This is a genomic window from Kineococcus glutinatus (assembly GCF_039542765.1).
GTDB classification, from domain to species: domain Bacteria; phylum Actinomycetota; class Actinomycetes; order Actinomycetales; family Kineococcaceae; genus Kineococcus_A; species Kineococcus_A glutinatus.
This window is the reverse complement of sequence record NZ_BAABIL010000239.1, coordinates 1-13,202: the sequence shown is the minus strand read 5'-3', so window position 1 is coordinate 13,202 and position 13,202 is coordinate 1. Positions and strand designations below refer to the sequence as shown.

Here is a 13,202-nt window from a genome sequence, read left to right as displayed (position 1 = left end):
GCTGAACCTGCCCTGGGGCCGCGCGGGCGAGCTGCCCGTCGGGCTGAGCGTCTGCGCCCCGCCGGGCGGGGACCGCACGCTGCTGGCGCTGCTCGCCGCGGTCGGGCCCGTCCCCGCGGGGGCGACCGCGTGAGCCGGCTGCGCAGGCTGTGGGGCTACCTCGACCCGTTCCTCGTCGCCCTGCTGGCCACCGTCGGGCTCGCCTCGCTGCTGCCCGCCCGCGGTGGCGCCGCCGAGGGGCTCTCCGTCGCCGCCGACGTGGCGGTGGCGTTCCTGTTCTTCCTCTACGGCAACCGGCTGGCCACCCGCGCCGCGCTGGCCGCGGTGCGGGACTGGAAGCTGCACGGCACCGTCCTGGCCGTCACCTTCGTCGCGTACCCGCTGCTCGGGCTGCTGCTCGGCGTCGTGCTGCCGGCCCTGCTGCCCGAGCACCTGCTGCCCGCCGACCTCGTCACCGGGATCGTGTTCCTGACCCTGCTGCCCTCGACGGTGAACTCCTCCATCGCGTTCACCTCCCTCGCCGGCGGCAACGTGCCGGCCGCCATCTGCGCGGCCTCGTTCTCCAACCTGCTCGGCGTGCTGCTCACCCCGCTGCTCGTCGCCGCCCTGCTCGGCGGCCAGGTGCAGCTGTCCACCGCCTCCGTCGGGGCGGTGGCGCTGCAGGTCCTCGCGCCGTTCCTGGCCGGTCAGCTCACCCGCCGCTGGCTGGGTCCGTGGGTGGGCCGGCACAAGCGCACCACCCAGCTCTGCGACCGCGGCGCGATCCTGCTCGTCGTCTACACCGCCTTCAGCTCCGGGGTGGTGGACGGGTTGTGGCAGCGCGTCTCCGCCGCCGAGGTCGGCGTGCTGCTCGCCGCGTGCGCGGTGCTGCTCGCCGCGGGGATGGGGCTGGCCGAGGCCGCGGGGCGCGCCCTGGGGTTCGGGCGCGCCGACCGGCTCGTCGTGCTGTTCTGCGGCTCGAAGAAGTCGCTGGCCACCGGGGTGCCGATGGCGACCCTGCTGCTGCCCGCGGCGACGGTGGGCACCGCGGTGCTGCCGCTCATGCTGTTCCACCAGGTGCAGCTGCTGGTGTGCGCGGTGATCGCGCGGCGGGCAGCAGCGGTCAGCGGCGCGAGCGGTCGTCGCCACCGTCCTGGTCGGCGACGAAGGACGCCACCCACGACATCGCCGAGTTCCAGTTGATGGTGATCTCGTTGGTCGACCACGACCCGATGTCGTCGACGTAGCAGAACTGCGCCGCGCAGCCCTCGGGGAACAGCGGGGCCGTCACCGGGTCACCGCTGGTGGCGGTGGGGGAGTACGGGCCGCCGGCCACCGTGCCCGCGGGCGGGTTGGGCAGCGACGGGTCGAGCTGGTGCGCGTACATCCGCGAGTGCTGGTTCTGCGCGTACACGTCGCCGTAGCCGGTGACGTAGGAGATGTTCAGCGCGTTGCGGCCCAGCAGGTAGTCCATGCTGCGGACCACCCCGTCGCGGTAGCGGTCCTCGCCGCTGATGTCGAACGCCGTGCCGAGGACCTGCACGTTGTTGAGGATCTGGCTGTTGGAACCCCACGCGTACCACGCGTCCTCGGGGGCGTAGGCCTGCCCGAACGGCTGCGCCGCCTGGCCGGCGAGGTAGGCGTCCGCGGCCTCGAGCACCGAGCGCCGCACCGCCCGCAGCTCGGCCCCGTTCAGCCGGCTCGGGACCGTCGCGAGGTCCATGCGCGCCAGCGGCGCCACGTGGCCCCAGTCGAAGCCGCCGGCCTCGAAGACGTCGGCGGTGTGCACCGGCGAGCCGAGGACGTCCTTGCGGAACTGCGGCTCACCGGTCGTCAGGTACAGCTCGACGGCCGCCCAGTAGAACTCGTCGGACACGTCGCGGTCGTCGTACGGCCCGCTGCCGGGGCTCGGGTCGAGGCTCCCGTCCGGCGCCGGCGCGTACAGCGCCGGGTTGGCCCGGGCGGCGGCGTAGGCGGTGCGGGCCGCGGCGAGCAGCCGCTCGGCGAACGCCCTGTCGTACCGCGCGAAGAGGCGGGCGCCCTGCGCGGCGGTGGCGGCGACGTTGAGGGTCGCGGCGGTGGAGGGCCGGTAGAGCACGCGCGGCTGCGGGTCGGCGGCCGGGTCCAGCGGCAGGCCGGTCCAGTCCACGTCGGCGACCTTGTGGAACACCGTGCCCGCCAGCGGCCGGCCCGGCTGCACCTGCATCCTCAGGAACCACTCGAGCTCCCAGCGGGCCTCGTCGAGCACGTCCGGCACCCCGTTGCGGGCCTCGGGGATGCGCAGCGTCCCGTCGGCGAGCGCCCCGCGGTCGGCGCTGCGCGCGGTGAGGCTGCGCTCGTACTCCTGCAGCAGCTGCGCCACCGCGATGCCGCCGTTGACGACGTACTTGCCGTGGTCGCCGGCGTCGTACCAGCCGCCGGTCACGTCGGTGGTGTAGTCGCAGGTCCACGGCGCGTCGCCCTGCTTGACGAGGAGCTGCTGCGAGGCGTCGTCCAGGCTCTGGCACGGCACCGCCGTGTCGCCTTGGTTCGGCGCGACGCCCACGTGGCCGGCGGCGCGGCCGTAGCCGGGGGCGAGCGCGTCGGAGATCGGGGTCCCGCTGCGGTTGGTGTAGAAGAACGTCTTCGCGTCGTCGCGCAGCCGCTCGTAGGCGGCCTCGCCGATGTCGAACGGCCGGCTGGTCTCGCCGTCCGCGACGAGCGTGAACCCGCTGCCCGTGCGGTCGTAGCGGCCGAAGTCGATGCTGTGGACGTTGAGCCCCGCGGTGGGGTCGACACCGCGCGGCGTCGTGCGGCCCGTCTCGACGACCTTGCCGCGGCGGTCCTCGAGCTCCCAGCGCAGCGCGCGGGTGGCCTCGGTGACGAGCGTGGCGCCCTTGGGGCCCTCGGGCAGGTAGGCCTCCTGGTTGACGCGGACGCGCGGGCCGGTGTCGGGTTCGTAGCGCGGCGGCTCGGCGCCGCCCTCCACGACGACGTCGTCGACGCAGAGGGTGTAGGCGACGGGGTTGACGATGTCCTGCTGGAAGGCGAGCTGGGCGTTCGGGTAGTCCCGGTCGGCGGTGAAGAAGTACTCGTACTCGCCGAACGCGTCGCCGAAGACGGGCTTGTCGGCCGGCAGGAACTGCTGGTGGTTGACGTCCGGACCGCCCTGCACGACGACGCGCACCGGCCCGCTGGTGGCGGGGGTGCTGCGCGCGCGGAACGTCAGCCGGTAGCTCTCGCCGGCCTGCACGGCGAACTGCTGCTGGATGGCCGCGCTGTAGGCGCCGCTGCCTGCGGGCACGGTGTTGCAGCCGGCGCCGCCGACGGCGGAGCCGGCGGGGTAGATGGTCCACCCGGCGGTGCCGGCGCTGAAGTCGCCGTTGGCGATCTGGTCCGCGGCGAGCGCCGGGGAGGGGGAGATCGCGAGGACGGCGGGGACGAGCAGCGCGGTGGCCGCGGCGGTCGCGCCGGCGCGGCGCTTCCGGGGTGCGTGGAGCGGCACGTGGTTCCTCCTCGTTGAGAGCGCTCTCAAGAAAGCGCGTGCCCGAACCTTCACCCGCCGGGGCCGGAGCTGTCAACGCGGGTGCCGGGATCCCGCGCCGCCGTCGGCCGGTGGGCCTACAGGAACGCCTCCGGCGCGCCGATGCCCGTGGCAGGTCCGAGCGCGGGAGAGGAGGGACGGCGTGGTGGTCTGGAACCTGTGGGTCCTGCTGTTCGCCGTGTCCGCCCTCGCCTCGCTGCTCGCCGCGGTCGTCGTCCGGCGCCGCTGCGGCAGCTCGCCCGCGGCGCTCGCGCTCGTCGTCCTCGTCCTCGGGGCCGCCGAGTGGTCTGGTGCCAGGGCCCTCTCCATGGCGCTGGCGGACCTCGACCTGCAGGTGGCCGCCTCCGCGCTCGTCCTCCCCGGCGTCGGTGCCGTCGTCCTCGGCCTGTACTGCCACGCCCGCGCGATGGCCGACCGGCGCTGGACCTGGCGCTGGCGCCGCCACCGCTGGCTGCTCGTCGAGCCCGTCCTGACGGTGGCCGCGGCGCTGTCCAACCCCTGGCACGGGCTCTGGCGCAGCGGTTTGCGCTTCGAGGGCGACCCGGCGCTGCTCGCCTCCTCGCCGGGGCCGCTGTTCCACCTGCACACCGCCTACAGCTACGCGCTGCTCGTGGTGGGGTTCCTCGTCCTGCTGCGCGGTGCCGCGCGCGCCTCGCGCGCCCACCGCGCCCGCTTCCTGTGGCCCGTCGTGGGTGGGCTCTTCCCCACGGCCGGCAACGTGCTCGGCGTCCTGGTCGCGCCGGACCTCAACGTGACCCTCACCCCGGTCTTCTTCCTCGTCACGGTCGCCACGTGCGCGTGGGCCCTGCGCCACTCCGCGCTGCCCGACGTGCTGCCCGTCGCGCTGCAGCAGGTCGTCGCCGCCATCGGCGACGCCGTCGCCGTCGTCGACCGCCGGCAGCGCCTCGTCGAGGTGAACCCGGCCGCCGAGGCGCTGCTGCGCCGCCTCGTGCCCGACGCCCCCCAGCGGTTCGTCGGGGCGAGCCTGCGCGCCCTCGGCGACCCCCTGGGGGAGCGGCCCAGCACCTGCGCCCGGGAGGAGCGCGCCGTCGCGGTCGGGCGGCTCGGCCTGCACCTGGACCTGCGCACCGCGCCGCTGTCCGACGACCGCGGCGCGTGCATCGGCTGGGTCCTGGTCGCCCGCGACGTCACCGAGGCGCTGCGCCAGCGGGAGGAGCTGGAGCGCCAGCGCGCCGAGGCCGTGGCCGCCGGCGAGGCGCTGCGCGAGCAGCTGGACCTGGTGGAGCGGCTGCGCGCCGAGCTGGCCGACCAGGCCGTCCGCGACCCGCTCACCGGGCTGGCCAACCGCCGCCGCCTGACGGGCCACCTCGCCGACGAGGTGCCCGCGGCGCTGGCGGCGGGGCTGCCCGTGAGCCTGGTCATGGTGGACGTCGACCGGTTCAAGGCCGTCAACGACACCCACGGCCACGCCACCGGCGACGCCGTCCTCGTCGCGGTGGCCGCCGTCCTCGCCGAGGGCACGGGCCCGGGCGAGCTCGCGGCCCGGTTCGGCGGGGAGGAGTTCGTCGTCGTGCTGCCGGGCGTCCCCGTGCGGGAGGCGCTGGCCCGGGCGGAGCGGTGGCGCCGCCGCTGCGCCGAGGTCGCCGTCGAGGGAGCCGGGGGCGTCCTGGTGCGCGCGACCGCGAGCTTCGGCGTCTCGGGCCTGCTCGGCGGCGCGCACGGGCCGAACGCCGCCGGCCTGCTCCTCGCGGCCGCCGACGGGGCGCTGTACGCCGCGAAGGCCGGCGGCCGCGACCGGGTCGTCTCCAGCGGGGTGCAGCAGGCTCCACCCCTGCCCGCACCCTGCTGAGGCCGGTCCCGACCCCGGCCGGGCCGAACCGGGCCGAACCGGCCCGGTCCGGGGTGCCGGCTCAGGGGTGCAGCAGCACCTTCAGCGCGCCGGAGCGGCGCCCGAGCAGGTCCAGGGCCTCGGCCGCGTCCTCCAGGCCGAACTCGTGCGTGACGATCACGGAGGGGTCGAGGATGCCCTGCGCGAACGCCCGCACCGCGTAGGCCCAGGCGCGGGTGGGGGCGCCGAAGACGGTGAGCACGTGCACCTGGCTCGTCACCAGCTCCAGCGACGACAGGTCGTCGGCGTCCTCGCCCGGGATGCCGGTGAGGACCACCCGCGCGCCCGGACGGCCCAGCCGGGTCGCCAGCCGCGCCACGCCCGGCACGCCCGCCGCCTCGACGACCGCGTCGAACGTGCCGAACAGGCCGTCCTCGCCCGCGCTGCCCGAGATCGCGTAGTGCGCCGCCCCGCAGCGGCGGGCCAGCTCCTCGCGGGAGTCGTTGTGGTGCAGCACGGTGACCTCGGCGCCCGCGCCCTTCAGGAGCTGGGTGGCCAGCAGGCCCAGCGCGCCGGCGCCGATGACGGCGACCTTGGAGCCGACGGTGAGGTCGGCCAGCAGCACCGCCTCGGCCACGCACGCCGCCGGCTCGATGCCCGCCGCGGCGCGCAGGTCGGCGCCCTCCGGCAGGACGTGCAGCAGGTCCGAGGGCAGCAGGAGGTAGTCGCTCCAGCCGCCGGGCAGGGTGAAGCCCGTCTCCTCGTAGGGGGTGTCGGAGCCGGCGACGTCACCCACCACGGAGGCCGGGTTGGTGCGCGAGGGGCGGATGCCCTCGCCGACGACGCCCCGGCCGACGAGGCCCGCGTCGACGCCCGCGCCCACGGCCGCGACGGTGCCGGACCACTCGTGCCCGGGGATCACCGGGTAGCGCACGAACTGCGCGGGGCGGCTGCCGGCCAGGACCTCGCGGTCGGAGCCGCAGATGCCGCACCAGGCGATCCGCACCAGCACCTCGCCCGGGCCGGGCTCGGGCACGTCGACCTCGACGAGGCTGAGCTCGCCCGGCCCGTTGACGAGCACCGCGCGCCCGCGCCGGGGGACGTCGCCCGTCCCCGCGGCCGTCCCCCCGGCCCGCAGGCCCTCCTCGCGCGCGTCCGGCGCCACCTGCTGCGCGGTCATGGACCCTCCGTCCCTCGGGCACGCCTGCGTGCCGGCCGTCCTCCGGGGCCGCTGCGACCCCGGGAGGACTGTACGTCCTGGTGTTAGCGCTCACACAGAGGATCCGCCCGACCGGACGCGTCCGGCGCCGGTGCGCCGCCGCGGCCCGCGCCGGTCCCCGCCGCCCGCCGCCGGGGTGCTCGCCGGGGTGCCCACCGGGGTGTCATCGTCGGCTTTTCCGCTTGTGCCGCAGCGGAATGCACCGCGCCGACCGGGCGTTGTACGTGGTGGCCGCGCGCTGCGGCGGTCTCCCGCGAGCGGCACCCGACCCACCCTCCCCGAGCAGCGCCGGGGCGGCGGCACGGAAGGTGGACCATGAAGGGCGATCGCGTCGAGGTCGTCGTCGACTCCGGCGGCAGCACGCGCACGTACGAGATCGAGGCCACCCGGGCCGGGCGCCGGGTGGACGTCGGCCACGGCCGCGGCATGGTGGAGGTCACCGAGGTCACCCGCGGCGGCACGCCCGTCCGCACCGCGCGGTTCCTCGCCGCGCGGGTCATCGCCCTCGTCGAGCACCCCGCCGCGGACGCGGCGGCCGACGACGACGAGCGGCCGGTGGCGCCCCTGCGGCGCAGCGCCTGACCGCTCGCGCCCGGGTGCGAGCGGCGCGATCCTGCTCGTCGACGAACCCCGTGGGCGAGGAGGCCGGCGCGATGGGAGCCACGAGCGGGACCGGGCGGGCGACCCGGCGGGGGACCGTGCTGGTCACCGACTGCGACATGGGCCCGGCCGAGCTGGAGCGGGCGGTGCTCGAGCCGGCCGGCTACCGCGTCGTGGAGGCCGGCTGCCGCAGCGAGGACGACGTGGTGGCCGCCGTCACCGCCAGCGGCGCCGAGGGCCTGCTCGTGCAGTACGCGCCGATCAGCGAGCGGGTGCTGCGCGCCTGCCCGCAGGTGCGGGCGCTGCTGCGCTATGGCGTGGGGATGGACACCGTCGACACCGAGGCCGCCGCCGCCCTCGGGGTGGTCGCCCGCAACGTGCCCGGCTACGGCACGGCCGAGGTCGCCGACCACGCCGTGGGCCTGCTGCTGTCCCTGCTGCGCGGCCTGCCGACCTGGTCGGCGGCCACCGCTGCCGGGGGCTGGCCCTCCCGGGGGCAGCTGCCCGACCCGCGCGAGCTGCGCGCGAGCACCCTGGGCCTGCTCGGCTTCGGCGCCATCGCGCGCGAGGTCGGCGCCCGGGCCCGCGCCTTCGGGATGCGCCTGGTGGCCCACGACCCGTTCGTGCCGGGCGCCGACGTCGCCGCCGGTGGCGCCGAGCCCGTCGGGTTCGAGGAGCTGTGGCGCACCAGCACCGCCGTCAGCCTCCACGCCCCCCTCACCGCCGGCACCCGCGGCGTCGTCGGCGCGGCGGCGCTGTCGTCCATGGCGCCCGGCTCGTTCCTCGTCAACACCGCCCGCGCCGGGCTGGTGGACCGTGCCGCGCTGGAGGCGGCGCTGGCCTCCGGGCGGCTGGCCGGCGTCGGGCTCGACGTGTGGTGGCAGGAGCCGCCCGCCCCGGACGACCCGCTCGTGCGCGACCCGCGCGTGCTGCTCACCCCGCACGTGGCCTGGTTCTCCCCGGGCTCGCTGCGGCGGCTGCGCACGTCGGCGGCGAGCCGGCTGCTGGAGGTGCTGACGGCCCCGCCGGGCTGAGCGGGGCGGGGTCCACGACGGGGACGTCCGGTCCCGCGACACCGGCGTGTCGCGAGCCGGACGTCCCCGCCCCGCACCCGGGGCTCAGTCGCCCTTGACGTTCACCACCTGCCGCAGCACGTGCACGACCTCCACCAGGTCCGCGGCGTCCGCCATCACCCGGTCGACGTCCTTGTACGCCAGCGGGTGCTCGTCGAGGAACGCGTCGGTGTCGCGGTACTCGATGCCCGCCATCGCCTCCCGCAGCTGCGCCCCGGTGAACGTCCTGCGGGCCCGCGTCCGCGACAGCCTGCGCCCCGCCCCGTGCGGGGAGGAGTTCATCGACAGCTCGTTGCCCAGCCCCCGCACCACGTAGCTCGCCGTGCCCATCGAGCCGGGCACCAGCCCGGGCTGCCCGGCCTCGGCCTGGATGGCGCCCTTGCGGGAGATCCACAGGTCGCGGCCGAAGTGCCGCTCGGGCCGGGTGAAGTTGTGGTGGCAGTTGATGCGCTCGTGCTCGACGACGTCGGCGCCCATGAACTCCGCCAGGCACGCCACGAGGCGGTCCATCATCTCCTCGCGGTTGAGCAGCGCGAAGTGCTGCGCCCACTGCAGGTCGCGCAGGTAGGCGTCGAACTCCGCCGTGCCCTCGGTGAGGTGCGCGAGGTCCGCGTCGGGCAGGTCCAGGCGCGCCCGCTCGGCGAGCCGGCGGGCCACCGCGATGTGCTGCTGCGCCAGCTTGTTGCCGATGCCGCGCGAACCGGAGTGCAGGAAGCACCACACCGCGCCCGCCTCGTCGAGCGTCACCTCGATGAAGTGGTTGCCCGAGCCGAGCGAGCCCAGCTGCAGCGCCCAGTGCGCCAGCACCGCCGCGTAGTCGCGCTGCGCCATCGCCTCCAGCTCCGCGATCCGCGGCTCGGCGCTGGGCAGCACCCGGGTGTTGCGGGCGCCGGCCGACAGCGGCACGGCGCGCTCGACGGCCTCGCGCAGGCCGGACAGCCCGCCGGTGGCCGCGGCCCGCGCGCGCAGCTCCTCACCGCTGAACTGGCTGCGCACGGCGATCATGCCGCAGCCGATGTCGACGCCCACGGCGGCGGGGATGATCGCCCGCTCGGTGGGGATGACGGAGCCGACGGTGGCGCCCTTGCCGAGGTGGGCGTCGGGCATCAGGGCCAGGTGCGGCTGCACGAACGGCAGCTCGCTGGTGCGGCGGGCCTGCGCGAGCGTGTCGGGCTCGACGTCGGAGGCCCAGTTGAGCAGCTTGGGGGTGATGGTCTCCACGGTGTCCTCGTCCGGTGCGCCCCGGTGGGGGCGGGCCCCGCGGTGGGGCGGCGCCCGACGGTGCCAGTGCGCCGCGCCCACCGCACCCGGTTATCGCACCCGGTCGTCGCACCCGGTCGTCGGCGGGGCGCCGCCTCAGGGGGCGGCGGCCTCCGCGCGGTCGCAGAGCTCGGTGAGCGCGGCGGCCAGCCGGCGGGACTCGCGCACCGACAGCTGCGCGAGGTCCCCGATGAAGATCCGCGGCGCCGACCGGCTCAGCACGGTCTGCTGCCCGTCGGCGTAGGCGAGGTCGATGGACTCCAGGCGCACGGGGCAGGGGTTCTCGTCGCCCTCGTCGCCCTCCAGGGGCACCACCGACGCCTCCCGCCAGTGCCGCCAGCCGCCCTCCACCTCCGAGCCGTTGGTGGCCCACTCCGGCGTGCCCCAGCGCAGCACCCGCACGTCGTCGCCGTGCGTGCCGACCGCTGCGGCACCGCTCTCCCCCACAGCGCCAGCCGGTTCCGCCATCGCAACCCCCACGTCAATCTGTGATCAAGCAGTCGCCCAAAGTGATCGGCGCACAGACTGCCAGACATCGACGTGTCGTGCCTTCCTCACGTTGCGTAGTCGGCTTGTGCGGTCGCGGGCGCCACCCCCGGTCGGCGGTGGGCGGAGTTGCCCGGCGGCGCCCCCATGCTGGAGCATCCCCCCATGGCCCCCGGCGCACTCCTCGACGAGTTCTGGCCGGGTCGGCGCCCCTACCTCTTCGACGGCTGGTGTCGCGCGGGCAGCCCCCGCCCCTGACCGCACCACCCACCGGAGAACCCCGTGAGCGACACCACCCAGCACGACGGCGCCCTGCCCGCCCCCGAGCGCGCGCTGCACTTCGAGACCCTCGCCGTCCACGCCGGGCAGGCCCCCGACCCGGCCACCAGCGCCCGCGCCCTGCCGATCTACCAGACGACGAGCTACACCTTCCGCGACTCCGACCACGCCGCCGCCCTGTTCGGCCTGGCCGAGGTCGGCAACATCTACACGCGGATCATGAACCCCACCCAGGCCACCGTCGAGGAGCGCATCGCCGCCCTCGAAGGCGGCGTCGGGGCGCTGCTCGTCGCCAGCGGCCAGGCCGCGGAGACCCTCGCCATCCTCAACATCGCCGGCGCCGGCGACCACGTCGTCGCCAGCCCGCGCATCTACGGCGGCACGTACAACCTGCTGCGGCACACGCTGCCGAAGTACGGCATCACCACCACCTTCGTCGAGGACCCCGACGACCCCGCCGCCTGGCAGCGGGCCGTGCGGCCGGAGACGAAGCTCTTCTTCGCGGAGACGATCTCCAACCCCGCCGGGGACGTCCTCGACATCGAGGCCGTCTCCGGCGTCGCCCACGCGAGCGGCGTCCCGCTCGTCGTGGACAGCACCATCGCCACCCCCTACCTCGTGCGGCCGCTGGAGTGGGGCGCCGACGTCGTCGTGCACTCCGCGACGAAGTACCTCGGCGGGCACGGCACCGCGATCGCGGGCGTCATCGTCGACGGCGGCCGCTTCGACTGGGCCGCCCACGCCGAGCGCTTCCCGGGCCTGACCACCCCGGACCCCAGCTACCACGGCGTCGTCTACACCGACGCGCTCGGCCCCGCCGCCTACATCGCCAAGGCGCGGGTGCAGCTGCTGCGCGACCTCGGCCCCGCCGTCGCCCCGTTCAACGCCTTCCTCATCGCCCAGGGCGTGGAGACCCTCGCGCTGCGCGTGGAGCGCCACGTCGCCAACGCCCAGCGCGTCGCGGAGTTCCTCCAGGCCCACGAGCAGGTGGAGTCCGTCCGCTACGCCGGCCTGCCCTCCTCGCCCTGGTACGAGCGCGGCCGCAAGTACGCCCCGAAGGGCACCGGCGCCGTGCTCGCCTTCGAGATCGCCGGCGGCCGCGAGGCCGGGCGCGCCTTCGTCGACGCCCTGACGCTGCACAGCCACGTCGCCAACATCGGCGACGTCCGCTCGCTGGTCATCCACCCCGCCTCGACCACGCACTCGCAGCTGGACCCCGAGGAGCAGCTCACCAGCGGCGTCACCCCGGGGCTGGTCCGCCTCGCCGTGGGCATCGAGCACGTCGACGACATCCTCGCCGACCTCGAGGCCGGGTTCGCGGCCGCGCGGGTGCACGCCCCCGCCACGGCCGGCGCGTGAGCACCGCCGCGCACCGGCAGCCCCGCACCCCCGCACCCAGGAGCAGCACCCCGATGACCGCCGAGCAGACCGGCCGCGCCGTCCCGCCGGCACCCGCCACGGGCGCCTGGCGCGAGGGCGACCCGGTCGCGGCGCGGCGCTTCGCCGACCTCGGCACCCTGCCCCTGCAGCTCGGTGGCGAACTGCCCGGTGTGCGGCTGGCCCACGAGACGTGGGGCGAGCTCGACGCCGACGGCGCCAACGCGGTCCTCGTGCTGCACGCCCTCACCGGCGACGCCCACGTCCACGGCCCCGCCGGGCCCGGCCAGCCCACCGCCGGCTGGTGGGACGGCCTCGTCGGGCCCGGCCTCGCCCTGGACACCGACCGCTGGTTCGTCGTGGCCGCCAACGTCCTCGGCGGCTGCCAGGGCAGCACGGGCCCCTCCTCCACCCGCCCGGGCACCGACGCCCCGTGGGGCTCGGCCTTCCCGCGCATCACCGTGGCCGACCAGGTCGAGGCCGAGGCCCGGCTCGCCGACGCCCTCGGGGTGCGGCGCTGGGTCACCGTCATCGGCGGTTCCATGGGCGGCATGCGCGCGCTGGAGTGGGCCGTCGGCCACCCCGGGCGCGTCGGGGCGGCGCTGGTGCTGGCCACCAGCGCCGCCGCCACCGCCGACCAGATCGGCACCCAGACGGCGCAGATGGCCGTCGTGCGCGCCGACGCCGGCTGGCACGGCGGCGACTACCACGACCTGCCCGCCGGCTGCGGCCCCCACGTCGGCCTCGGCATCGCCCGCCGCATCGCCCAGCTCAGCTACCGCACCGCCGAGGAGCTGCAGCTGCGCTTCGGCCGCGACCCCCAGGAGGGGGAGGTGCCCGAGGCCGGCGGCCGCTACGCCGTGCAGTCCTACCTCGACCACCACGCCGACAAGCTCGTCCGCCGCTTCGACGCCGCCAGCTACGTCGCGCTCACCGACGCGATGAACACCTGGGACGTCGGCCGCGGTCGCGGCGGCACCGACGAGGCGCTGCGGGCCTGCCCCACGCCCATGGTGGTGGCCGGGGTCGACACCGACCGGCTCTACCCGATCGCCGAGCAGCAGCGCATCGCCGACGAGGCCGCCGGTGCCGTCGGCGGGCTGCGCGTCATCCGCTCCCCGTTCGGCCACGACGGCTTCCTGCTGGAGACCGACCAGCTCGAGCCGCTGGTGACCGAGGCGCTGGCGCTGGGGCGCCAGGCGCTGGCGCAGCGGGTCTAGGGGCGCACCTCAGGCCGGGGCGGGATCCCGCTCCGGCACCTCCTGACCGGGCGCGCCGGTGTCCGCGGCGGCGGGCCCACCGGTGAGCACCAGCAGCACGACGAGCGCCGCCAGCGCCAGCGGCCCGGCCCCGCCCGTCACCGGCAGGCCGTCGTAGTTGACGTACGCACCGGCGGGCATCGTCAGGGCCATCCCGAGCATCCCGCCGGCGACGACGGGCAGCGCAAGCACCGGCAGCGCCACCGCACCCAGCGCACCCAGCGCACCCAGCACCGCGGCGGTGGTGAGCAGCCGCCGCCGCGACGGCGCACCCCGGCCCGGGCCGGCCGTGAGCAGGAACGGCGCCAGCGCCAGCACCAGGGCCGGGCCCGTGGCGGCGGCCGCGTCCCGCGCGCGC

At 76.3% G+C, this 13,202-nt stretch carries 10 protein-coding genes and 1 pseudogene; 6 read left to right on the top strand and 5 right to left on the bottom strand.

All coding sequences use genetic code 11. The features are described from left to right. Window positions 1-129 precede the first annotated feature (129 nt). Window positions 130-1,182, top strand: coding sequence for a bile acid:sodium symporter family protein (locus ABEB16_RS10035; RefSeq protein WP_345712114.1), 1,053 nt, complete (start codon window positions 130-132; stop codon window positions 1,180-1,182). Here ABEB16_RS10035 and ABEB16_RS10030 read toward each other — a convergent pair. Next, window positions 1,103-3,463, bottom strand: a complete 2,361-nt coding sequence (locus ABEB16_RS10030) for a glycoside hydrolase family 9 protein (RefSeq protein WP_345712113.1) — start codon at window positions 3,461-3,463, stop codon at window positions 1,103-1,105. The genes ABEB16_RS10035 and ABEB16_RS10030 overlap by 80 nt on opposite strands. 181 nt (window positions 3,464-3,644) lie before the next feature. Between ABEB16_RS10030 and ABEB16_RS10025 the strand changes: the two genes are divergently transcribed. Then, complete coding sequence (locus tag ABEB16_RS10025; RefSeq protein ID WP_345712112.1) at window positions 3,645-5,312, top strand: histidine kinase N-terminal 7TM domain-containing diguanylate cyclase; 1,668 nt, start codon at window positions 3,645-3,647, stop codon at window positions 5,310-5,312. 61 nt (window positions 5,313-5,373) lie between these two features. Here the strand turns inward: ABEB16_RS10025 and ABEB16_RS10020 are convergent, their stop codons facing one another. After that, window positions 5,374-6,471: a zinc-dependent alcohol dehydrogenase gene (locus ABEB16_RS10020; protein WP_345712111.1), complete on the bottom strand. Its 1,098-nt coding sequence runs from the start codon at window positions 6,469-6,471 to the stop codon at window positions 5,374-5,376. A gap of 354 nt (window positions 6,472-6,825) precedes the next feature. Between ABEB16_RS10020 and ABEB16_RS10015 the strand changes: the two genes are divergently transcribed. Together ABEB16_RS10015 and ABEB16_RS10010 are read left to right on the top strand one after the other, a co-directional pair. Beyond that, entirely contained in the window at window positions 6,826-7,092 is a 267-nt protein-coding gene (locus tag ABEB16_RS10015) for a hypothetical protein (RefSeq protein ID WP_345712110.1), read from the top strand. A 71-nt stretch (window positions 7,093-7,163) separates the two neighbouring features. Beyond that, window positions 7,164-8,144: a C-terminal binding protein gene (locus ABEB16_RS10010; RefSeq protein ID WP_345712109.1), complete on the top strand. Its 981-nt coding sequence runs from the start codon at window positions 7,164-7,166 to the stop codon at window positions 8,142-8,144. An 84-nt stretch (window positions 8,145-8,228) separates the two neighbouring features. Here ABEB16_RS10010 and ABEB16_RS10005 read toward each other — a convergent pair whose 3' ends face one another. Both ABEB16_RS10005 and ABEB16_RS10000 read right to left on the bottom strand, forming a co-directional pair. Further along, entirely contained in the window at window positions 8,229-9,404 is a 1,176-nt protein-coding gene (locus ABEB16_RS10005) for an RtcB family protein (protein WP_345712108.1), read from the bottom strand. Window positions 9,405-9,539: 135 nt separating this feature from the next. Next, window positions 9,540-9,911: a hypothetical protein gene (locus ABEB16_RS10000; protein ID WP_345712107.1), complete on the bottom strand. Its 372-nt coding sequence runs from the start codon at window positions 9,909-9,911 to the stop codon at window positions 9,540-9,542. A 300-nt stretch (window positions 9,912-10,211) separates the two neighbouring features. On the opposite strand from ABEB16_RS10000, the gene ABEB16_RS09995 reads away from it, so the two are divergent. Both ABEB16_RS09995 and metX read left to right on the top strand, forming a co-directional pair. Further along, window positions 10,212-11,567: a bifunctional o-acetylhomoserine/o-acetylserine sulfhydrylase gene (locus tag ABEB16_RS09995; protein WP_345712106.1), complete on the top strand. Its 1,356-nt coding sequence runs from the start codon at window positions 10,212-10,214 to the stop codon at window positions 11,565-11,567. Window positions 11,568-11,620: 53 nt separating this feature from the next. Next, window positions 11,621-12,805, top strand: a complete 1,185-nt coding sequence (metX, locus tag ABEB16_RS09990; RefSeq protein ID WP_345712115.1) for a homoserine O-acetyltransferase MetX — start codon at window positions 11,621-11,623, stop codon at window positions 12,803-12,805. A gap of 9 nt (window positions 12,806-12,814) precedes the next feature. Here the strand turns inward: metX and ABEB16_RS09985 are convergent. Beyond that, a pseudogene (locus ABEB16_RS09985) lies at window positions 12,815-13,202 on the bottom strand (hypothetical protein); the annotation flags it as partial.